A 21,078-nucleotide genomic window follows, 5' to 3' on the forward strand; every position below is an offset into this window, starting at 1 on the left:
GGCGTGGTGCCTCACGTGCCGCGTACCGCGCGGGACAGTCTTGTTGCCGCGTTCGCCCGGGGGGCGTTGTCCGGGGGGCGTCTTCTCGGGTGGACCGTGTTGGCCAGGAGGACGACGAACGTGTCGGTGGACGGGTCCAGGACCAGGGACGTGCCCGTGAAGCCGGTGTGGCCCGCCGCTCCGCGTCCCGCCAGTTCGCCCATGAACCACTTCTGGTCCATGGCGAAGCCGAGCCCCGGCGGGGTCAGCAGCAGCTCCACGAAGTCCGGGCCGAGGATGCGGGCGGGCCCGTACGCGCCGCCCGCCAGCAGGGCCCGGCAGAAGATCGCGAGGTCACGGGCGGTGGAGAAGAGGCCCGCGTGGCCCGCCACCCCGCCCAGCGCCCACGCGTTCTCGTCGTGGACCACGCCCCGCAGCATCCCCCGGTCCGCCTTGGCCCAGGGCCGGCGCTGGTCCTCCGTGGCCGCCGCTCCCGGGCAGGGCCCGAAACGGGTGGAGGTCATGCCGAGGGGGCGGGTGATGCCGTCGTGGACGAGGACGTCGAGGGGGCGGGCGGTGATGCGTTCGAGGACGTGCTGGAGGAGGAGCAGGTTGAGGTCGGAGTAGGTGTAGGTGCCGGGGACCCCGATGGGCGGCTCGGCGCGCAGGAGGTTCAGGCGGGCCTCGTCGTCGTCGCAGTCGTAGAGGGGCAGTTCGGGGCGCAGTCCCGAGGTGTGGGTGAGCAGCTCGCGCACGGTGATGCCGTGGGTCGCGGCCGCCGTGAACTCCGGGAGGTAGGCGCCCACCCTGGCGTCGATGCCCAGCGTGCCGCGTTCGATCTGCTGCACCGCCGCCACGGCCGTGAACAGCTTGGTGAGGGACGCCAGGTCGAAGGGGGTGTCCACGCGGACCGGGACGCGTGCCTCGGGGGGCAGCTCCACGCCCGCGTCGGCCTCGGGGTCGTAGGACGCGTAGCGGACGGCCCAGCCCGACGCCTCCTCCACGGCGATCACCGGGCCGCGCCCCGCGACCAGGACGGCGCCGGGTGCCCAAGGGCGTTCGCCGGTGGTGAGGGCGTGGAACTCCCGGACGAGGTGCCGGAGTTCCTCGGCGTCGAGGCCGGCCCGTTCCGGTGTGTCGCCGCGCAGTCTCGGTGCGCTCAGCTCTCTGCCCCCTCCGCGGTCGCACGCCTGTTCCAAGGACGGCACATTGCCATGAAACACAGGAGCGCTACCAGTGCCGCCGCGAGCTGGACGACCGCCATCGGCACCGCCGTGTCCTCGCCGGCCATCCCGACCAGCGGGGAGGCGATCGCGCCGATGAGGAAGGAGGACGTGCCGAGCAGGGCGGACGCGGACCCGGCGGAGTGCTTGGTGCGCAGCAGGGCGAGGGACTGGGCGTTGGGCAGGGTGACGCCCATCGCGGACATCAGGACGAAGAGACCGGCGGCGACGGGGAACAGCCCGACCTCACCGAAGACCCCGGTCGTCATCAGCAGCAGCGCCGCGGCCGCCGCCGTCACGACGAGCAGGCCCACGCCGAGGACCCGGTCCAGGCCGACCCGGCCCACCAGCACCTTGCCGTTGATCTGGCCGACCAGCACGAGTCCGACGGAGTTCACGCCGAACAGCAGGCTGAACGTCTGCGGGGAAGCCCCGTAGATCTCCTGGACCACGAACGGGGACGCGGAGATGTAGGCGAACAGCGCGGCGAAGGCGAAGCCGCCGGTGAGCATGTACCCGGTGAACGGCAGGTCGGCGAGGAGGCGGCGCATGGAGTGCAGGGCGTCGGCGACACCGCCGGTGTGCCGCTCGGCGGTCGGGAGCGTCTCGGGCAGCCTCGCCCACACCAGGGCGGCGAGCAGCGCCCCGATGACCGTCAGGAGCACGAACACGCCCCGCCAGTCCGTCACCCGCAGGATCTGCCCGCCGATCAGCGGCGCCACGATCGGCGCGACCCCGCCGATCAGCATCAGGGTGGAGAAGAACCGGGCCATCGCCACGCCGTCGTACAGGTCCCGGACCACGGCCCGGGCGATCACTATGCCCGCGGCTCCCGCGAGGCCCTGCACCAGCCGGAAGCCGACCAAGAACTCCACGGTGGGCGCGAGGGCGCACAGCGCGGTGGCGACGACGTACACGAGGAGACCGGCGAGCAGCGGGCGCCTGCGGCCCCAGCGGTCGCTCATCGGGCCGACCACCAGTTGCCCGAGCGCCATGCCGAGCAGACAGGCGGTGAGGGTGAGCTGCACGGTCGCGGCGGGCGCGTGCAGGGAGTCGGTGACCTCCGGCAGCGACGGCAAATACATGTCCATCGCCAGCGGGGGCGTGGCGGTCAGGCCGCCGAGGAGCAGGGTGACGACGAGGCCGGTACCGCGCACGGCCGCGGCGGGCGGCTCCGGGTCCGCTACGGCCGCCCGCTGCTCCAGGTGCGGTGTCGGTGCCCCCTGCTCGGGCATGTGCCCCTCCCTCTCCACGTGATCCGGCACCTATGCTCTCAGCTCGTACAGGGTGGCGAGGGCCAGGCGAGCGAGGGTGGAGCCCGGAATGACGGAGCAGAGCGTGCGCTGGGGGATTCTGGCGACGGGCGGGATCGCGTCGGCGTTCACCGCGGACCTGGTGGATCTGCCGGACGCGGAGGTGGTCGCGGTGGCCTCCCGGTCCGAGGCCTCGGCGAAGGCGTTCGCCGAACGGTTCGGGATCGAGCGGGCCTACGGCGACTGGGGCGCCCTCGCGGAGGACGCGGACATCGATGTCGTGTACGTCGCCACCCCGCACTCGGCGCATCGCGCGGCCGCCGGGCTGTGCCTGACCGCCGGCCGCAACGTCCTGTGCGAGAAGGCGTTCACGCTGAACGCGCGGGAGGCCGAGGAGCTGGTCGGGCTCGCGAAGGAGCACGGGCGCTTCCTCATGGAGGCCATGTGGATGTACTGCAACCCGCTGGTCCGGCGGCTCAAGGCCCTCGTCGACGACGGCGCGATCGGTGAGGTGCGCACGGTGCAGGCCGACTTCGGGCTCGCCGGTCCCTTCCCGCCCTCGCACCGGCTGCGGGACCCCGCGCAGGGCGGGGGCGCGCTGCTCGACCTCGGGGTGTACCCGGTGTCGTTCGCGCATCTGCTGCTCGGGGAGCCCTCCGACGTCACGGCGAAGGCGGTGCTCTCCGAGGAGGGCGTCGACCTCCAGACGGGCGCGCTGCTGTCCTACGACAGCGGGGCGCTGGCCTCGCTGCACTGCTCCCTGACCGGCGGCACCGCCACGATCGCCTCGGTGACCGGCTCGCTGGGCCGGATCGACATCCCGAACGGCTTCTTCCACCCGGACCGTTTCGTCCTGCACCGCGACGGCCGCGACCCCGAGGAGTTCGTCGCCGACCCGGCCGACGGCCCCCGCGCCAGCCTCAAGCACGAGGCCCGCGAGGTCATGCGCGCCCTGCGCGCCGGCGAGACGGAGTCCCCCCTGGTCCCCCTGGAGGGCACCCTCGCGGTGATGCGCACCCTGGACACGATCCGCGCCCGGGTCGGCGTCCACTACCCGGGAGAGCCCGCCGCAAGGGTCACGGCACCGGCGTCCGCCTGAGACAGGGGCTTTCGTATCGCGGAGGTTCACCTACGCTGCGGGCCCATGGACTCCAAGAACGTGAAGAGTGCCGTGGTGACCGGTGGCGGCTCCGGGATCGGGCGGGCGGTCGCCGTGGAGCTGCTGCGGGCCGGCTGGTCGGTGACGCTGGCCGGGCGGCGGGCCGGCACGCTGGAGGAGACGGCGGCCCTGGTGCCCGGGGGCGCCGCCCTCGCCGTACGGACGGACGTCTCGCTCCCCGACGACGTGGCCGCGCTGTTCGCCGCAGCGGTGGAGCGGTTCGGGCGGGTGGACCTGCTGTTCAACAACGCGGGGACCTTCGGGCCGGGCGGGGTGCCGGTGGAGGAGCTGCCGTACGACGCGTGGCGGCACGTGGTGGACACCAACCTCAACGGCGCGTTCCTGTGCGCGCAGGCGGCGTACCGGCAGATGAAGGAGCAGGACCCGCAGGGCGGCCGGATCATCAACAACGGCTCGATCTCGGCGCACACGCCCCGTCCGCACTCCGTCGCCTACACCGCGACCAAGCACGCCCTCACGGGCCTCACCAAGTCCCTGTCGCTGGACGGGCGGCCGTACGGCATCGCGGTCGGGCAGATCGACATCGGGAACGCGGCGACCGACATGACCGCGAGCATGGGGGCCGGAGCATTGCAGGCCAACGGGGAGGTCGTACCCGAACCCGTGATGGACGTGGCCGACGTGGCGCGCACGGTGCGGCACATGGCGGAGCTGCCGTTGGAGGCGAACGTGCAGTTCGCGACCGTGATGGCGACGGCGATGCCGTACGTGGGGCGCGGCTGAGCAGCCGATTTCCACAAGCGGAATATGTCATTCCACCCCCGTCTCGGCCGGTGGACGGCTTATGCTCATCACGCGCCCTCACAAGAGCTTCACATTTGGGGGGCGGCGTTCCATCGGCTTCGCCCGAGGGGGGAGCGCGGCGGCCGTCCATGGGCCGGGTGGGGGTGGATCTCGCGTGGGACCGCGAGGTACGCACCGGTCCGAGGACGGCCGCCGCGCACATTCTCAGCTCACGCACATCCCTTCTCAGCCGGCGCATATCCCTTCCTCACGGCCCCGCAATACAGCGTCCCTACCTTGAGGGCGCGCCCACAGCGGGCGCCAAGAACCTTCGAGGAACGGGATGTTTGGCATCTATCTCAAGCGCGAGCTGGGCCGGCGCAAGAAGGCGGCCCTGGTCATCGCACTGGGTCTGGCGCTCGGTATCGCGCTGGTCATCACCGTCAACTCGGTGTCGGCCGGTATGACTCAGGCTCAGGACAAGGTCCTGAAGTCGCTGTACGGCCTCGGCACCGACATGACCGTCACGAAGGCCAGGTCGGCTCCCACGTCCGGCAGTTCGGGCAGACCGAACTTCCAGTTCGACGCCTCGGCCGACGGCAGCTCCAAGACGCAGAGCTCCGACCGCGTGATGACCCAGGGCGGTCAGGCCCTGGCGTCCTCGGTGGTCACCAAGGTCACGCAGCAGAAGGGCGTCGCCGGTGCGGTCGGCGCGCTGACCCTGAACGTCACCAAGGTCGACGGCTCCTTCACCCAGGGCAAGGCCCAGTCGCAGAGCGGCGGTTCCTCCTCCCAGGGGCAGGGCGGACCCGGCGGCGGCCAGGGCGGCAACTCGACCGCCGCCCCGCAGGTCCAGGGCGGCGGCGCCGACTTCGACGTGAACTCCTACTCTGTCGCCGGCGTCGACGTCACCGACCAGACGCTCGGCCCGCTGGCCGGATCGAAGATCACCACCGGCAAGACCTTCACCGCCGCGCAGACGAACGCGAAGGTCGCGGTCGTCAGCAAGTCGTACGCCAAGGAGAACTCCCTCAAGGTCGGCAAGACCCTGAAGATCTCCGGCACCAAGTACACGATCATCGGCATCGCGACGCCCGACAGCAGCGAGTCCACCACCGACGTCTACCTGCCGCTGAAGCAGGCCCAGACGCTGGCCGACGCCAAGAACAAGGTCACCACGATCTACGTCAAGGCGACCGACTCCCAGCAGATCGACTCCGTCAAGTCGGCCATCCAGAAGAACATCTCCGGTACGACCGTCACGACCTCCGCCGACCTCGCGGAAACCGTCTCCGGTTCACTCTCCACCGCCTCCAATCTCGCGACCAGCGTGGGCAAGTGGCTCTCCGTCGCCGTGCTCGTCGCCGCCTTCCTGGTGGCCGCGCTGCTCACCTCCTCGGCGGTCTCGCGCCGGGTCCGTGAGTTCGGCACCCTCAAGGCGCTCGGCTGGCCGAGCCGCCGGGTCACCCGGCAGGTCGTCGGCGAGTCCGTCGTGAACGGCCTGCTCGGCGGCGCCCTCGGCATCGCCCTGGGCCTCGCGGCCGCGTACACGGTCACCGCGATCAGCCCCAAGCTGACGGCCCAGCTCGGCAGCACCGGCGGTGGCGGCGGCATGGGCGGCGGCCCCGGTGGCGGCGGCCCGGGTCAGCAGTCCGCGCAGAACACCATGGAGATCGCGCTGTCCGCGCCGGTCTCGATGACCACCATCGCGCTCGCCGTGGGCCTCGCGGTGACCGGCGGGCTGATCGCCGGGGCGATGGGCGGCTGGCGGGCGTCCCGGATGCGCCCGGCGGACGCGCTGCGCAGCGTGTCGTGACCGCGCCCGACCCGTCGTAACTCCCCCCTGTGCCGGGGCGCCGTGTCCACTCCCCCCGGGGCGCGGCGCCCCACCCCTCTCTTCCTTCTCTACGGAGCACTCATGTACAGACTCACGGGCGTCACCAAGCGCTACACGCGCGGCAAGGAGACGGTCGAGGCGCTGCGCGGCGTCGACCTGACCATCGAGGACGGCGACCAGCTCGTCATCCAGGGCCCCACCGGTGGCGGCAAGTCCACGCTGCTCCAGATGATCGGCGGGCTGGACCGTCCCACCGAGGGCAGCGTCGAGCTGGACGGCGTCGACCTCGCGAGGATCAGCGAGGCCAAGCTGACCCGGCTGCGGGCGGAGAAGATCGGCATCATCTTCCAGTCCTTCAACCTCATCCCGACGCTGACGGCTCAGGAGAACGTGGAGACGGCCCTCGTGCCGCTCGGCGTGAAGCCGGCCGAGCGGCGCGAGCGGGCGGCGGAGGCGCTGCGCTCGGTGGGGCTGGGTGAACGGCTCACACACGCGCCCGCCGAGCTCTCCGGTGGTCAGCAGCAGCGGGTCGCCATCGCCCGGGCCCTGGTCAAGAAGCCGAAGGTACTGCTCGCCGACGAACCGACCGGCAACCTCGACGAGTCGATGCGCGACGAGATCATGGCGCTGCTGGAAGGGCTGTGGCACGAGTACGGGCTGACGTTCATCATGGTCACGCACGACTCGTCGATCGCCCGGCGGGCGCCGCGACTTGCCACGATCAAGGCGGGGCGGATCACGTTGACCGAGCAGCAACGGTCCCTCACGCAGTAGGAGTTGGGTCCTTGGGGTAGGGCCCTTGGGGCAGGGCCCTTGGGGTTGGGGGGCGCTCACCGTTCCAGGATGCGGTTGATCTCGGTCAACTGGCCGCCGGTGAGCGGCCCCTTCTCCATGGCGCCCGCGTTCTGCTCGGCCTGGGCCACGGAACGGAAGCCGGGGATCGGGACGGTCCGCGGGCTGCGGGCCCAGATCCAGGCCAGCGCGCCCTGCGCCAGGGTGCGCCCCTCGCTGGTGAGGATCTCCTTGAGCGCGTCGATGCGGGACAGCCACTCCGGATCCGCCGACGTGCCGTCACCGAAGCCCTGGAGCCACACCGGCGGCCTGCTGCGGATGTCCCCGGCGTCCACGGGACCTTGGCGCTTGCCCGCGAGCAACCCCATGGCGAGCGGGCTGCGGTTGACGCTCGCGATCCGCAACTCCTCGCACAGGCCCAGCATTTCGGGCGCGTCCTGCATCACGTTCAGTGCGTGCTGTACGGCCGCGCAGTACTCCCCCTCGGCGAAGACCGCGGCGCGGGCCGGGTCGTCGGTGCTCCAGGCGTAGGCGCGGACAAGCCCCTCGTTCACGAACTCCTCGCAGGCGTCCCGGAGTTCGGCCGCGCGTACCGGGTCGAGGTCGGACAGATGGAGCTGGTACAGGTCGACGTGGTCGGTGCCGAGGCGCTCCAGGGAGGCGGTGAGGGCGCGACGGGCGTAGGCCGGGGTGTCGTCCTGGCCGGTGAGGGTGCGGGTGTCCTCGTCGAAGACGTTGCCCCACTTGGTGGCCACGACGACGTCGTCGCGGCGCTTGCCGAGGGCACGGCCGAGGACGCGTTCGCTGTGCCCGGCGCCGTAGGTGTCGGCCGTGTCGAAGAAGGTGATGCCGAGGTCGAGGGCGCGCCGGACCGCCCGTACGGACTCCTCGTCGTCGACCCTGCCCCAGCCGAGCGGCTGCCCGTCGGTGCTCTGCCATTCGCCGCCGATCGCCCAGCAGCCGAAGCCGAGCGCGCTGACCTCGATGCCGGAGCGGCCGAGAGTACGTGTGATCTCCATGCTCCGGAACGTTAGGAGTTGGAGTGCGCTTCAGGGCAAGGGCTTTCCGCAGCGGGGTGTTCTTGCCTTCTATGCCTGCCCGGTCTCGAAGCGGGAGATCCTGCCGTCCTCCTGGACCGTGAAGTCCCAGCGGGTGCGCATCTCGCCCCAGGCGTCGTTGCGGTAGTGGGCGAGGAGGGAACGGCCGCCGTTGGACTCGTTGTCGACGTCGAGATGGCCGTGGGAGGAGAAGATCTCCCGGTCGACCCAGTCGTCGAGGTCGCGGTCGCTGCCGTCGTCCGCCATGGTCGCCCCGGGCGCGAGGAGGGCCTGGAACGCCTCGCGGTCATGGGCGTTGACGGCACAGACGAAGGCGCGGACGGCCGGGTCGCTGAGTTTGGCGGGCTGAATCGTCATGCCAGTCAGACTCACACCGCGTGCGCGCGGCCGCCACCCGAACGGCGGCCCGCGTCTTCCGGGCGGGTGTGAGGGGTGCGACGGTGGACACGCGAGGGGGGTCTCGTTCCGCCTCTTCTGCTGGGAGTTCATCGTGACCGCTTACGACCGACGCGATCTGGGTCTGCTGCTGCTCCGGCTGGGAACCGGGGGTGTGCTGGCCGCCCACGGCGCGCAGAAACTGCTCGGCTGGTTCGGCGGGGGCGGCCTGGAGGGGACGGGCCAGTTCATGGAGTCCGTCGGCTACGCGCCGGGCCGGGCGAGCGCGACGGCGGCGGGACTGGCCGAGGCGGGCGGCGGCACCCTGCTGGCGCTGGGCCTGGCCACCCCGGCGGCGGGCGCGGCGGCGGCCGGCGCGATGGCCGGAGCGTCCGCGGTGCACGCCCCCAACGGCTTCTTCAACGCGGGCGGCGGCTACGAGTACGCGGCCACGCTGGGCCTGACGGCGGCGGGCCTCGCGGTGACGGGCCCCGGTCGCCTCTCCCTGGACCACGCCCTCGGCCACACGGTGAACCGCGGCTGGATGGTACCGGCGGCCCTCGGAGCGACGGCGCTGGTGACGACGCTGGTCGTCGGGGCGCGGAACCGGCGACTCCGGGAGAAGGAGAACGGCGAGGACGACGGCCAGGCGTCACTGTTCGCGGAGGAGGAGGCGTTGTTCGGGGAGTAGGGGGTGGGTGGGGTGGACCTGGGGACCGGTTGGTGCCGGGGTGGGGCGGGGCCCCATGACAAGCTGCCCCGCATGAGTGATCAGGCCACCCCCACCTCCACCCCCACCCCCTCCCCCGATCTCTGGGAGTCCGTCGACGCCCTGTGGACCTGGTTGGAGACGGATCAGCCGGTGAGCGGCCGCGAGGGCCTCCTCCTGCGGATGCTGAAACTCTCCGAGGAGGTCGGCGAGGTCTCCGAGGCGGTGATCGGGGCGATCGGCCAGAACCCCCGCAAGGGCGTCAGCCACAGTTGGGAGGACGTACAGAGCGAACTGTGCGACGTGGTGATCACGGCACTCGTGGCGCTGCGCACGCTGACGCCGGACACGCGCGAGGTGTTCCACAGGCACCTGAGCCGGGTGACGGAGCGCTCGCTGGGCTCCGGCCCCGCCTGACGCACCCACCACGACGAGCCCCAGCCCATCACCCGATCGGCCTACGCCCCCGGGCACCCCCACCCCCCTCCTCCGACGATGAACCGGACGACGGCAGCGGTCGGAGGAGCCTCATGAACGACACCCCCGCCCCCTTCACAGAACAGGACTACGCGGCCCGTATGACGAAGGCGGCCAGGGACGCGTCCGCGTCCGGACTGGCGGGCCTGCTCGTCACCCCCGGCCCGGACCTGGTCCGGCTGTGCGGCTACCGCCCCACCGCGCCGACGAAGCGCCTCACCCTCCTCGTCCTCACCCCCGGTTCCGAACCCCGCCTGCTCGTCCCCTCCCTCGACCGCCCCGACGCGGAGACGGCCCCGGGCGCGGACGCCCTCCGCGTCTCCGACTGGCAGGACGGCCAGGACCCGTACGCGGCAGCCACCGGCCTCCTCCTCCCCAACGGCCGCTACGGCGTCTCCGACACCACGTGGGCCCTGCACCTCCTCGGCCTCCAGGAGGCCCTGCCGCTGACGACGTACCGCCCCCTGACCGCCGTACTCCCCCTGCTGCACGCGGTGAAGGACGACCACGAGGTGGCCCGCCTCGCGGCGGCGGGAACCGCGGCGAACGCGGCGTACGAGGACCTCCTGACCACCCGCTTCACGGGCCGAAGTGAAATACAGGTCGCCACCGACCTGACCCACTTGCTGCACACCCAAGGCCACAGCGAGGTCTTCGCAACGGTGGCGTCGGGCCGGAACAGCGCGAACCCGCACCACAGGTCGGGCGAACGGCCCCTGAAGAAGGGCGACATGGTGGTCCTGCGCTTCGGCGGCCTGCTGAACGACTACTCCTCGCGCACCACCCGCACGATCCACGTCGGCGAACCGACGGAGGAGGAACGCACGCTCCACGACACCGTCCGCACAGCCCAGCAGGCGGCCCTCGAGGCGATCGCCCCCGGAGTGCCCTGCCAGGAGATCCACCGCAGAGCACGCGCCCCACTGGAAGCCGCAGACCTGACCGACTACACCACCGCCCTAACCGGCCACGGCATCGGCACAACCCCCCACGAACCCCCCGACCTCACCGAAACCGAGGAAACCCTCCTGGCCCCCGGCATGTGCTTCGCACTCGGAGCGGGGATGTTCTTGCCGGGGCGGTTCGGGGTGCGGCTGGCGGATGTGGTGACGTGCACGGAGGACGGGGCACGGCAACTGAACCCGGCCGCCCCTTACGAGTTGACGATCGTTGAGTGACCGAGGGCCCCGCACGTCGAGGTGGGCGGCGAGAGCTCAGGTGGCACTCCGGTATTGCGCTCTGCCACCGCAGTGAAGGGTCTGTGCGCCCCAGGAGGGCCACCACGGCGGCCAGTTGTCGGAAGCATAGGATGATGTGCCGTTTCTTCAGTCAGGTGGCGGCGCGCAACATCTTCGGGGGAGTACGACAACTGTGGCCGGTTATTACAAAGTTGAACTTGAGGCGCTCGCTCAGCTGATCACGCAGCTGGGCGAGTGTGCCGATGACATGCGTTCGGCGATGAAGCAGCTGAAGGACATAGGCCCCGAGGGGTCGGGCTACGCTGAACTGGAGCAGGCCTGCGAGGACTTCGAGGAGAAATGGGGCTACGGCATTGGCCTGATCGCCGATGCCACCGGTGGCGTCAGCGAAGGACTCTCCGAATCCCGCAAGATCTACCAAGCGCTCGAGGACCAGATCGCCGAGGCGTTCAGCGGAGCCGGAAAGGCCGACGCCAAGTGATGCGCGATCAGCAAACCGCTTCTGCCGCACTGAGTTTCTCTGTTCAGCCCGAGTTTCATCCGATCCCTCTCGGCGCGGACGTCGAGGAGGAGACCTTCGACGAGCAGATGCGGGAGTTCGCCCGCGACTACTGGGGCGATCAGGATGAGCTGGAGCCCATCCGGAAGTTCACCGCCGCCATGTACGGCGTGAACTCCCGGCAACTCGCGGCCGGGGGAACCGTCTACCAGGCCCTCGGGATCTTTCCCATCGGCGGGACCGCCGACGGATCGCAGCCTCCCGAGCGGGTGAGTCGTTGCACGCTCACCGTCAGCGTCCGCGATCTCGACAACCCGGCCCCCCACATCGCGGCGGCCGGCATCGTGGAAACACTGGACCGGCACGGGGACGGCGGCGAAGCCCAGTTGGTCACCCTGCCCGCCGGTCCGGCCGTCGTCCACGTCGCCGGCTCCCGCGCGGTATGGGCACTTGACGACGGGGAGCAGGAGAGGTTCTTCGTGCGCGTAGAACTCTGGGTTCCGTTCCCCGAGGAGAACCGGGTTCTGTTGCTGTGTCTGAGCACGGCAGATGTCCAGGATCTCTTCCACTACCAGGCAGTCCTCGCGGACATCGCCGACACCATCGCCTTCGGCGGCACCGAGGACGACCTTGCGGTCGCGGACGGTCTCGCCCCGCAGCCACACCCGTTCGGTTGATCGCGTCGAGGAGGACACACCGATGACCACACAGACCTACGACGCACTCGGCTTCGACCCGGCCCCCGGCGTGCCGGCGTCGGTGGCGCAGCTCGTCACCGCTCTCAGCAAGGTGGGCAACCAGCTCAATGGTGCCCACGGCACGCTCACGCGCGTGGGGAGGGCCGACGGCGTGTGGGAGGGCGACGCCGCAGCCGGTTTCGCCAAGAAGGTCGGGGAACTGCCGAAGTACCTCGCCGACGGGCACACGTCGCTGCTCGAGGCCGCGCATGCCCTGAACACATGGCACACGCGACTCACGGACTTCCAGACACTCGCCGCCCGCTACGAGAGGGAGGCCGAAGAGGCTCGCCGGATACTGAAGGAGGCGGAAGCCAACCCGGATCTCAGACTGGCGGGCCGGACCTTCGACACCCAGGCCGCCCTGGACAACGCCCAGAAGGCGCTCGACCACGCTGTAAAGCGGGTCGACGAGGCCACCGGCGACCTGAACGCCATCGTCAAGAAGGCCCAGGACCTGCTCAGCGAGCACGAGCAGGCCGCGCGTGCTGCCGCCGAGGCCATTCGCAGGGCCGCGGAAGGCGCCCCGGACGAACCGGGCCTCTTCGACCGTTTCATGGAGGCCCTCAGCGGCCTCGGCGACAAGATCAAAGATCTTGCCGGGGACATCTGGAAATGGATCCAGGACCACGCAGACACGATCTACGAGATCGGTGACTGGCTCGGTTATGCCAGCGCCGCGTGCGATGTCCTCGCGGTCGTCTTCTCCGAGACGGTGATCGGCGCGATCGCCTTCGAGGCGATCGGCATGGTCCTCAACGGTGGGGCGCTCGCCTTCCACGGGGTCGGCTGGGCGGCCGGCTCCAAGAAGGGCAACTGGCTCGACATCGGCCTCGACCTGGCCGGTTTCATACCCTTCGGAGACCTCGCCCGCATCGGAAAGGTCGCCAAGGGAACGTTCACCGGAGTCAAGATCCCCATGAACGTCCTCGACTTCGGGGTGAAGGCCGCCGACTCCTGGAAGCGCGCCGGTGACATCGTCGAGAGCGTCGGCGGAACCGCGAAGCTCGGTGAGGACGCCGAGAAGTGGGTGATGCGGAACTGGGGTGAGCTCGGCTCGAAGGCGCATGCCATCCACGTCACCGCCGACACCCTCAAGGATCGCTTCGCGGTCGCCGTCGCCAAGGAGTTCGGGGACTCCACCTTGTACCGCGCGGGCGCCGGACTGCTGGACAAGCCGTTTCAGAAACTCATGCCGACTTTGGTCGAGAACACACCTCTGGGCCGCATTCCGGCGATCGCGGACTCCGTAAGGCCGGTCGTCGACAGTGCGGGCAACACCGTTTCCCACTACGTCGACCCGAGGTCGTGGACAGCGCGTGGCTACGAGGCGGCGATGGGCGCGAAGGGGCTCTACGCGGAAGGCGCCCGTCTTGTCTCGGACGACGTCCAGTACGCGTCCGAGAAGTTCCACGAGAGCGTCGACAGGGCGCGCGGTGCCGCAGGGGAGTTCGCCGACCGCGCGGCCGCCGTGAACCCCTTCGGCTGAGCCGGTCGACACCTTCCGGCCTGCGTCAACAGCGGCCGTATCCTCTACGAACGTACGAATGACCTGATCGAAGAGCGCATCCGTACCTCACCCGGAGCCGGAGACCAGAATGCACCCGCCGATGACATCGCCGCAGACCCGATACACGTTCGTGGTCAAAGCGAACAACCCTGTCCCGGCGGGTGCTCAGCGCGATGTCGAAATGAGTTCGACGATCCAGCTGACAGGCGCGCAGAGTGGGGCCGCCCCTGCGGCGGAGATCTTCGAACGGCGGACGACGGAACGGTGGAGTCGCCGGTCTCCGATTCCCTTCTGGATCCACGGCGGAGGCAGTGGCGGCCTGATGTGCTCGATTCAGCCGGCCGGCCCGGACGTCTACGACGTGTACGCGGCCGACGGCGCCCCGCTCGCCCGCATCACACGCCGGACGGGCCGGTTCCTTCCGTGGCCCCGCCGTATCCGCTGGACCGTACAACTCAGCGGCGCACCGAAGGTGTTCACGGGGAAGGTCGGGAGCGGATACACCTGGCTTCTGTACGTCCTGAGCTCTCCGCTCTGGCTGCTCTTCTTCCTCTGCATGCTGGTCCTCTCACTCTTCGAGGGCGACACGAGCGACACCAGCTTTGACGGTCCGACCCGTACTCGGTGGCGCACAACCGGCGCCGGCACGGCCTTGGACTACCGGGGAATCAAGAAGGTCTACCACCACGAGCCCCAACGCCTGGACACTCGCGTCGCCTATGCGCAGGCGGTGCTGCATGCGTGGGAGCGTGTGCGCTGACCTGGAGGGGCGGGAGCACGATGTGGGCTGCAGAGAGCTGTCGCCTTCCGAGCATCCTCCCTCAGGAGAGTCAAGCCAATCGGAGACCTGCCCGAAGCTGGGTGTGGATGCCTGCATGGGCCGAATCCCCCTCCGTCCCCGATGATGACCACCATCTAAGACGGAACGCCCGACCACGACTGGAAAGTCTCCAGGGTGGAGCTCGTCGTGCTACCGACTACGACTGCATCGCCATCGCTGGGCTGAGCCTGGAGAAGTCCCGCCCGGACAGCGGGACCTACGCCTCGTCTCCCCGGGGTCACCGCCCGCCACCACCCGACAGCCTGACGCGCAGCATGCTTATACGGGCCGGACCCGAGAGGAGCATCCGGTCCGGCCCGCGAGGCCGAAAAGGAGTGACCATGGATGACGAGATCCAGCTGATCAGGGACGGCGACGGCCTGGCGGTGATCGGGGATCTAGCGACGGTCGAACGCTTCCTCGTATCTGAAGGGCTGTCGTCGAAGAACCTCAAGCCGCGACGGTTCCGATCCGCCCTCGGCAACGCGGCTGGAGCCGCGCAAGCGAGTTCCGATATCGCCGCCGGGTCAGGCCGCTGGGTGAAGCTCACCAAGGAGTCCGCACGGCGTGTCGACAAATACGGGCTGAGAGAGAGTTCCACGACGGGTCTCAGCACAGGCGTGCTGAAAGGGGACAGCGGCCAGATCAAAGGATTTGTCGAGTTCACGAAGGGGTCTCGACCGCTTCAGGCCAACCCGGCGGTTCTGGCCAATGTCGCGGCGGTCATGGCGCAGCTCGCCATGCAGCAGGCCATGGACGAGATCACCGACTATCTCGCCACGATCGAGGAGAAGGTCGACGACTTGCTCCGCGCCCAGGAAGACGCCGAGTTGGCGAAGATGGTCGGAGCAGAGTTCGTGATCGAGGAGGCAATGACCGTCCGGGAGCAGGTGGGTCGAGTCTCCGAGATCACGTGGTCGAAAGTGCAGAACACGTCAGAGACGATCGCGACGACCCAGGTGTACGCACTTCGCCGGCTTGACGCACTCGCGGAGAAAATGGAGCGCAAGGCCAAGGTCGATGAACTCGCCACGGCAGCCGAGGAAGCCGAGTCCAAGGCCAGGCAGTGGCTGACCGTCCTCGCTCGGTGCTTCCAGCTCCAGGACGCGATAGCCGTGCTCGAACTCGACCGGGTGCTCGACGCGGCTCCAGAGGAGCTGGACCGGCATCGCAACGGGATCCGGATCGCCCGGCGGAATCGGCTGGAGCTCATCTCGCGGAGCACCGAGCGCCTGGTGACCCGGATGACCTCGGCAGCCGAGGAGGCCAACGCGAAGGTGCTGCTGCACCCGACCAAGTCCCCTGCCGTGGTCCAGTCGAGCAACCATGTCGTGACGAGCGTGCATGACTTCCGCAATCGGCTCGGGATCGAGTCCGGTCGCCAGGATTTGGAGACGAGACGCTGGGTAGCCGCGGCGGCGGAGGTGAGGGACAAGGCGTTGGAAACAGGAGCGAAAGGCGTCGGTGCCGCCAGAAGTCTCGGCAACGAGACCCTCGACCGGGCCAGATCAACTACGAGCAGACTTTCAAGTGGGATAGCCGAGCGAGCTCGTCGCCGGCGCGGGAACGAGGAGGAACACGACCCGGAAGCCTGAGCGAGCGGCACCCGTCGGCCACGCGGGCGTATGTCCGGCTGGACCAGCAAGCTCTCGGGCTCGGGTTGCCGCCGCAGGCTTCATCTGAGTCGACTCCGCTCTCATCAGCGGCAATCTCTCCTGAGCACCCCATGTGGTGGCGGTGGGCCGTTCACTGTCAGGTCGCCGGCGCCCCAACTCAGTCGCTCCCAAGGTCGCCGCGCCCTACGCACTGCAGTGCGACTGTTGGACGAGAACTGAAAGGATTCCCGTGACTGCCAGCGGGAGGCCCTATGGTCGTTCCCACGTGCCACGATCGCCTTGGGGGGGACCACGATGCAGGCAAAGGAGACTCTGTTCGCCGATCTCGTGCAGGGGAGGGCTCAGCAATTCCAGGTGCCGCTCTATCAGAGGACCTACTCCTGGACGGAGAAGCAGCTCAGACAATTGTGGAGCGACATCCTGGAGCAGGCCGAGCTGATCGACCGCGGAGAGAAAGCGAACACGCACTTCCTGGGATCCGTCGTCCTCGCGCCGTCACCTCAGAACGATGCGACGTTCCCCCGATGGCTCGTCGTCGACGGCCAGCAGCGGCTGACCACGCTCTCCCTCGCTCTGGCCGCGATCCGCGATCACCTCAAGGACGCCGAGCCGCGTCAGGCCGAGCGGATCGACGAGCAATACCTGATCAACAAGTGGCAGACCGGCATCGACCACTTCCGGCTGCTACCGACCCAGGCGGACCGGACGCAGTTCGCCGCGCACGTCCGCGGACCGCTCACCGAACAGGTCGGCGGTAGTGTCGCCACGGCTTACACCTTCTTCCGCCGCAAACTTGTCGAGGCTACCGACCCGTCCGCCCCGCAGGACGTGTTCCGCATCGAGCAGGCCATCACCTCCCGGCTGACGCTGGTGGCGGTGACCGCCGAGCACGGGGACAACGTGCACCGCATCTTCGAGTCCCTCAACAACACCGGGCTCAAGCTCAGCCAGGCGGACCTGCTGCGCAACTACCTGTTCATGAAGCTGCCCACCCGCGGCGAGCACGTCTACGAGACCTACTGGCTTCCGCTGCAGGACAGCCTGAGCAATGAAGAGCTGGAACAGCTCATGTGGCTGCAACTGGTCCTCGACGGCGACGACCGGGTACGCCGCCAGGACCTCTACGCGGCGCAGCAGCAGCGCTTCGAGCGCGGCGAGGCGAGCGAGAAGGAAATCGAGGACTACATCAGGGAGTTGCACGGCCGTGCCGCTGTCTTCCACCGCCTGCTCCACCCTGAAGAGGAGCCCGACGCCGCAGTCCGCGCACATCTGCACCGCCTGGACGCCTGGCAGGCCCAGGTCACCTATCCCGCACTGATGCTGCTCCTCGACCGCCGCGCAGGCGGAGACCTCGACTCCGCCGACACTGCCCGTGCGATGTCGTACATCGAGAGCTTCCTGGTGCGCCGGATGATCTGCCGGGTGCCGACGAACAACCTGAACAGGATCTTCCAGGCCGTGCCCGGACAGCTCCCGCTCGATGCGCCCGTCGCTGACGGGCTGCACCAGTTGCTCTCCTCCGAGAACCGGTTCTGGCCCGACGACCGGGAACTGCGCGAGAAGATCCAGAAGGCGCCCTTCTACCAGTTCGGACGCTCACAGCAGCGGAAGGTGGTGCTGCAGCGGCTGGAGGAGAGTTACGAGCACCCGGAGCCAGTTGACTTCGCCGCAGCCCAGCTCACCATCGAGCACGTCATGCCGCAGTCGCCAAGCGACGAATGGCTGGAGACGCTGGAAGAGGAGGCAGCCGACGGGGAGAGTGCGAAGGACCTGCACTCCCGCCTGCAGCACACCCTCGGCAACCTGACGCTCACCGCGGTCAACTCCGAGCTGTCCAACCACCCCTTCGAGCGCAAACAGGGCCTGCTCCAGGGCAGCCACCTGGAGATGAACCGCCGCATTGCCGCGACTGAACGGTGGGGCGCAAAAGAGATCACCGCACGCGCCGACGAACTCGCGGACCGTGCGGTCGCGTTGTGGCCCGCCCCAATGCGCGGCGTCGGCCGCGCGGCTCGCAGCCGGGACTGGCACCTGGCGCACCAGGTCCTCGCGGCACTCCCCCACGGCACATGGACGTCGTACGGAGATCTCGCGGCGTTCCTTGGCTCCGGAGCCCAGGCTGTGGGCAACCACCTGGCGGGAACGCCGGGGGTGGCCAACGCGTACCGGGTACTCACGTCCGAGGGCAGGGTTTCCGAGGGATTCCGCTGGACGTCTGAAGACGAGAGCGGCGACGTCCGTTCCCGGCTGGCGGCCGAGGGCATCCGGTTCACGGTGGCGGGAGCCGCCGACCCGGTCCAGCGCCTCACCGCCGACGACCTCGCGCTGCTGGTCGCTGAGGACGATGACCGGACCGAGGGCGAGGACACCGCACAGCGAACGCCGGCCGGCAGCCAGGGAGAGGAGACGCGCGCAGACCGCTTCTTCCGTCAGCTCGCGGCGGACGACTCCCCTGAGACCGTCGGGGCGGTACGCGCGCTCTTCGCCCGCTGGGAGAAGCTCGGTGGCTGGATCGGGCACGGGGCGGGCCAGGTCACTACGAGCGCGTTCCTCATGCTCGGGGAGGCAGGCGCGCCGGGCCGCGGTATCTGGCCGCTCACGCTCTACCCAGGCGGTGGGCGGGGCGGCACCGCGGAGGTGGTGTTCCAGTACCTGGCCGCGCGCGAGCCATTCACCGACCGAGCGCTGCGCGCCGAACTCCTCGCCCGACTTGACGAACTGGAGGGCGTAGACATCCCGGAGGGCAAGCTGGAGCTGCGCCCCAACTTCCGTTTGTCAGTACTGGAAAAGGATCGCAACCGCGAACTGCTCGCCGAGACACTGGCGTGGTTCCGGGGCCGCTGGGAGGAGCGGGGCAAGGCGTGAGCGCAGGGCCTGAAGCCGGGGTCGCCGGACTACTACGGAACGCGCTCGGCGAGACACCACCTGACCGACCCCCTCCCCCGCCCCTCCCGCGTGATCGACCCGCTCACCTAGGATGATGACCACCATCTCAGCGGCCCGACGGGCTTCCTGATCCGCCTGCGCGGCGGACGTCGGAGGACATGCCCCCACCCGCACGAGTCTTCTTCGTGCTGCCTGGGGGCGTTTCCTTGCTGTTCCGTGAGTCCGCGGCTTCCGTGGCCGCCCGCATCCTCGAAGGGTCGCTGGCGCTGCATCTGACCGAGAACTTCCGTCACCAGCACGGCCGGAGGCCCGCACAGGCGGAGATACGTTCCTGGGAGCGCAGCCTCCCCGCCCTCGTCAACGCGCTCATCGAGGCCGGGCTCGGCGAGGTGGAGGTGCTCGTCGAGTACAGCCTGCCCCTGACCAGCAAGCGCGCGGACGCCGTACTCGCCGGTGTGCACCCGACCACAGGCGAGCCGTCGTACGTCGTCGTCGAACTCAAGCAGTGGAGCGCGGCCTACCCGGAGGAGGACGAGCCACTGCTGTGCCGGATCGACGCGTACGCGCAACCCGTCCTCAATCCGATCGAGCAGGTACGGGGCTACTGCGAGTATCTGCGGTCGTTCAACGGCGCGTTGGAGCGGATGCCCGACTCGCTGGCCGGCGTGGCGTTCCTGCACAACGCGACCGAGTTCCAGATCGCTGGGCTGAGGAACGTCGAGGAGAACCAGTACGGCCGGATGTACACCGGCGAACAGCGCGGCGCCTTCCTCGACTTCCTGCGCTCGCGGCTCGCCGCGAAACCCGGCGCGCACGTGGCCGACGTATTGCTCGGCGCCAAGGTACGGCCGTCGAAGCAGCTGATGTCGGTAGCGGCAGCCGAGATCCGCGACCGGGAGCAGTTCGTGCTCATCGCCGAGCAGCGGGTCGCGTACGAGAAGGTGATGTCCGCCGTCCGCAGGGCCAAGCGCGGCAACCACAAGCAGGTGATCGTGGTGACCGGCGGTCCCGGATCAGGCAAGAGCGTCATCGCGCTGTCGGTGCTGGGTGAGCTGTACCGCCGTGGGGTTCCCGCACTGCACGCGACCGGATCCGCGTCGTTCACCAAGACGATGCGCAGGGTCGCGGGGCACAAGAAGCGTGAAGTGCAGCAGTTGTTCATGTACTTCAACAGTTTCATGGACGCCGAGCCAAACGACCTGGACGTGCTGATCTGCGACGAGGCCCACCGGCTGCGGAAGACCTCTGCGAACCGCTACACCAAGGCAGCACTCCGCACCGGACGCCCCCAGGTGGCGGAACTGATCGACGCGGCCCGGGTCCCCGTGTTCCTGCTCGACCAGCACCAGGTGGTGCGTCCCGGTGAGATGGGGACCAGGCAGGAGATCGAGCGGGCCGCCGCCGCAGAGGGACTCGGCTGCACGGTGGTGGAGTTGGACGGCCAGTTCAGGTGCGGCGGAAGCGACGCGTACGGGAAGTGGGTCATCGACCTACTCGGCTTGGACGGCGGCACACCCAGCCAGTGGGAGCCCGACGGAAAGCTGCAGCTACTGACCGCCGAAACCCCGCAGGAGTTGGAGGACTTCCTCGTCGCGCGCCGAGAGGAGGGTTACGGCGCCCGCATGTCGGCCGGCTACTGCTGGAAGTGGACCACGAAGATCACGCCTGACATGACGACACTGCCCGAAGACGTCGTGATCGGCCAATGGTCCCGCCCCTGGAACCTCTACGGCGACCGCTCCGCCCTCGGCGCACCACCCGCCCCCCTGTGGGCCACCGACCCGGCCGGCTTCGGCCAGGTCGGCTGCGTCTACACCGCGCAGGGCTTCGAGTACGACTGGTCCGGCGTGATCATCGGCCCTGACCTGGTCTGGCGAACGGACCGCTGGGTGGTAGACCGCTCGGCCTCGAAGGACCCGTCCTTCACGAAGGCCACGCCTGACGCCGACGTCGACCGCCTCATCCGCAACACGTACAAGGTGCTGCTGACGCGGGGAATGGTCGGGACGATCCTGTACTCGACGGACGCGGAGACCCGCGAGAAGCTGCGGTCGCTGATTCATCCGGCATCTCGGGCCGAGGTGAGGGAGCTCGTGTAGTTCGTCCTGGGCGAGAAAGGTGGTCAGCCAGTGTCACCCGCGTCAGGATTCGTGTGGTTGCTCGCCGCCCGTGGTGTTCGTCCAATGTCAATGCCGCCGTCATCAA

The 21,078-nt window shown here is 69.3% G+C and carries 18 protein-coding genes; 14 read left to right on the top strand and 4 right to left on the bottom strand.

All coding sequences use genetic code 11. From position 1 onward, the window contains the following. Window positions 1-11: 11 nt before the first annotated feature. Window positions 12-1,187, bottom strand: coding sequence for a serine hydrolase domain-containing protein (locus ACZ66S_RS00465; RefSeq protein ID WP_469898610.1), 1,176 nt, complete (start codon window positions 1,185-1,187; stop codon window positions 12-14). Continuing rightward, window positions 1,139-2,437: a multidrug effflux MFS transporter gene (locus ACZ66S_RS00470; protein WP_469898611.1), complete on the bottom strand. Its 1,299-nt coding sequence runs from the start codon at window positions 2,435-2,437 to the stop codon at window positions 1,139-1,141. Before ACZ66S_RS00470 ends, ACZ66S_RS00465 begins: the two co-directional genes overlap by 49 nt. Before the next feature lie 88 nt (window positions 2,438-2,525). Between ACZ66S_RS00470 and ACZ66S_RS00475 the strand changes: the two genes are divergently transcribed. From ACZ66S_RS00475 to ACZ66S_RS00490, 4 genes are all read left to right on the top strand, one after another. Beyond that, entirely contained in the window at window positions 2,526-3,554 is a 1,029-nt protein-coding gene (locus ACZ66S_RS00475) for a Gfo/Idh/MocA family protein (protein ID WP_469898613.1), read from the top strand. Between the two features lie 45 nt (window positions 3,555-3,599). Further along, the gene (locus ACZ66S_RS00480; protein WP_469898615.1) at window positions 3,600-4,358 is read left to right on the top strand and encodes an SDR family oxidoreductase; all 759 of its coding nucleotides are present in this window, start codon (window positions 3,600-3,602) and stop codon (window positions 4,356-4,358) included. A gap of 343 nt (window positions 4,359-4,701) precedes the next feature. After that, a complete protein-coding gene (locus ACZ66S_RS00485; RefSeq protein ID WP_469898616.1) occupies window positions 4,702-6,174 on the top strand; it encodes an ABC transporter permease in 1,473 nt (490 codons plus the stop codon). Window positions 6,175-6,276: 102 nt separating this feature from the next. After that, the gene (locus tag ACZ66S_RS00490) at window positions 6,277-6,969 is read left to right on the top strand and encodes an ABC transporter ATP-binding protein (RefSeq protein ID WP_469898617.1); all 693 of its coding nucleotides are present in this window, start codon (window positions 6,277-6,279) and stop codon (window positions 6,967-6,969) included. Between the two features lie 56 nt (window positions 6,970-7,025). Here the strand turns inward: ACZ66S_RS00490 and ACZ66S_RS00495 are convergent, their stop codons facing one another. Together ACZ66S_RS00495 and ACZ66S_RS00500 are read right to left on the bottom strand one after the other, a co-directional pair. Beyond that, complete coding sequence (locus ACZ66S_RS00495) at window positions 7,026-8,006, bottom strand: aldo/keto reductase (RefSeq protein WP_469898619.1); 981 nt, start codon at window positions 8,004-8,006, stop codon at window positions 7,026-7,028. A 69-nt stretch (window positions 8,007-8,075) separates the two neighbouring features. Further along, window positions 8,076-8,402 (bottom strand): nuclear transport factor 2 family protein, encoded by a 327-nt coding sequence (locus tag ACZ66S_RS00500; protein ID WP_469898620.1) that lies wholly within the window; start codon window positions 8,400-8,402, stop codon window positions 8,076-8,078. A 133-nt stretch (window positions 8,403-8,535) separates the two neighbouring features. Here ACZ66S_RS00500 and ACZ66S_RS00505 point away from each other — a divergent pair, with 133 nt between their 5' ends. The 10 genes from ACZ66S_RS00505 to ACZ66S_RS00550 all read left to right on the top strand — a co-directional run bounded on the left by ACZ66S_RS00505 (window position 8,536) and on the right by ACZ66S_RS00550 (window position 20,972). Then, window positions 8,536-9,111 carry a DoxX family protein gene (locus ACZ66S_RS00505; RefSeq protein ID WP_469898622.1) on the top strand — a complete coding sequence of 192 codons (576 nt, stop codon included), beginning with the start codon at window positions 8,536-8,538 and terminating at the stop codon, window positions 9,109-9,111. Between the two features lie 72 nt (window positions 9,112-9,183). After that, complete coding sequence (locus ACZ66S_RS00510; RefSeq protein ID WP_469898623.1) at window positions 9,184-9,546, top strand: MazG-like family protein; 363 nt, start codon at window positions 9,184-9,186, stop codon at window positions 9,544-9,546. 113 nt (window positions 9,547-9,659) lie between these two features. Then, window positions 9,660-10,784, top strand: a complete 1,125-nt coding sequence (locus ACZ66S_RS00515) for a M24 family metallopeptidase (protein ID WP_469898625.1) — start codon at window positions 9,660-9,662, stop codon at window positions 10,782-10,784. 193 nt (window positions 10,785-10,977) lie between these two features. Beyond that, on the top strand, window positions 10,978-11,286 hold the full coding sequence (locus ACZ66S_RS00520) for a hypothetical protein (RefSeq protein ID WP_469898626.1): 309 nt from the start codon (window positions 10,978-10,980) through the stop codon (window positions 11,284-11,286). Beyond that, complete coding sequence (locus tag ACZ66S_RS00525) at window positions 11,286-11,981, top strand: hypothetical protein (protein WP_469898627.1); 696 nt, start codon at window positions 11,286-11,288, stop codon at window positions 11,979-11,981. The genes ACZ66S_RS00520 and ACZ66S_RS00525 overlap by 1 nt, the downstream gene beginning before the upstream one ends. 22 nt (window positions 11,982-12,003) lie before the next feature. Next, entirely contained in the window at window positions 12,004-13,530 is a 1,527-nt protein-coding gene (locus ACZ66S_RS00530; RefSeq protein WP_469898628.1) for a putative T7SS-secreted protein, read from the top strand. Window positions 13,531-13,651: 121 nt separating this feature from the next. Continuing rightward, window positions 13,652-14,311: a hypothetical protein gene (locus ACZ66S_RS00535; RefSeq protein ID WP_469898630.1), complete on the top strand. Its 660-nt coding sequence runs from the start codon at window positions 13,652-13,654 to the stop codon at window positions 14,309-14,311. Window positions 14,312-14,712: 401 nt separating this feature from the next. Further along, the gene (locus tag ACZ66S_RS00540) at window positions 14,713-15,966 is read left to right on the top strand and encodes a hypothetical protein (RefSeq protein WP_469898632.1); all 1,254 of its coding nucleotides are present in this window, start codon (window positions 14,713-14,715) and stop codon (window positions 15,964-15,966) included. Window positions 15,967-16,341: 375 nt separating this feature from the next. After that, on the top strand, window positions 16,342-18,852 hold the full coding sequence (locus tag ACZ66S_RS00545; RefSeq protein WP_469898633.1) for a GmrSD restriction endonuclease domain-containing protein: 2,511 nt from the start codon (window positions 16,342-16,344) through the stop codon (window positions 18,850-18,852). 227 nt (window positions 18,853-19,079) lie between these two features. Further along, entirely contained in the window at window positions 19,080-20,972 is a 1,893-nt protein-coding gene (locus tag ACZ66S_RS00550) for a DNA/RNA helicase domain-containing protein (RefSeq protein ID WP_469898635.1), read from the top strand. Window positions 20,973-21,078 lie beyond the last annotated feature (106 nt).

The organism is Streptomyces sp. NPDC107471 (assembly GCF_055582845.1).

Bases quoted from the DNA above. Each gene is read 5' to 3' on its own strand.
- ACZ66S_RS00470 (WP_469898611.1), bottom strand. From the start codon at position 2,437: ATGCCCGAGCAGGGGGCACCGACACCGCACCTGGAGCAGCGGGCGGCC.
- ACZ66S_RS00475 (WP_469898613.1), top strand. From the start codon at position 2,526: ATGACGGAGCAGAGCGTGCGCTGGGGGATTCTGGCGACGGGCGGGATC.
- ACZ66S_RS00480 (WP_469898615.1), top strand. From the start codon at position 3,600: ATGGACTCCAAGAACGTGAAGAGTGCCGTGGTGACCGGTGGCGGCTCC.
- ACZ66S_RS00485 (WP_469898616.1), top strand. From the start codon at position 4,702: ATGTTTGGCATCTATCTCAAGCGCGAGCTGGGCCGGCGCAAGAAGGCG.
- ACZ66S_RS00490 (WP_469898617.1), top strand. From the start codon at position 6,277: ATGTACAGACTCACGGGCGTCACCAAGCGCTACACGCGCGGCAAGGAG.
- ACZ66S_RS00495 (WP_469898619.1), bottom strand. From the start codon at position 8,006: ATGGAGATCACACGTACTCTCGGCCGCTCCGGCATCGAGGTCAGCGCG.
- ACZ66S_RS00500 (WP_469898620.1), bottom strand. From the start codon at position 8,402: ATGACGATTCAGCCCGCCAAACTCAGCGACCCGGCCGTCCGCGCCTTC.
- ACZ66S_RS00510 (WP_469898623.1), top strand. From the start codon at position 9,184: ATGAGTGATCAGGCCACCCCCACCTCCACCCCCACCCCCTCCCCCGAT.
- ACZ66S_RS00515 (WP_469898625.1), top strand. From the start codon at position 9,660: ATGAACGACACCCCCGCCCCCTTCACAGAACAGGACTACGCGGCCCGT.
- ACZ66S_RS00525 (WP_469898627.1), top strand. From the start codon at position 11,286: ATGCGCGATCAGCAAACCGCTTCTGCCGCACTGAGTTTCTCTGTTCAG.
- ACZ66S_RS00530 (WP_469898628.1), top strand. From the start codon at position 12,004: ATGACCACACAGACCTACGACGCACTCGGCTTCGACCCGGCCCCCGGC.
- ACZ66S_RS00535 (WP_469898630.1), top strand. From the start codon at position 13,652: ATGACATCGCCGCAGACCCGATACACGTTCGTGGTCAAAGCGAACAAC.
- ACZ66S_RS00540 (WP_469898632.1), top strand. From the start codon at position 14,713: ATGGATGACGAGATCCAGCTGATCAGGGACGGCGACGGCCTGGCGGTG.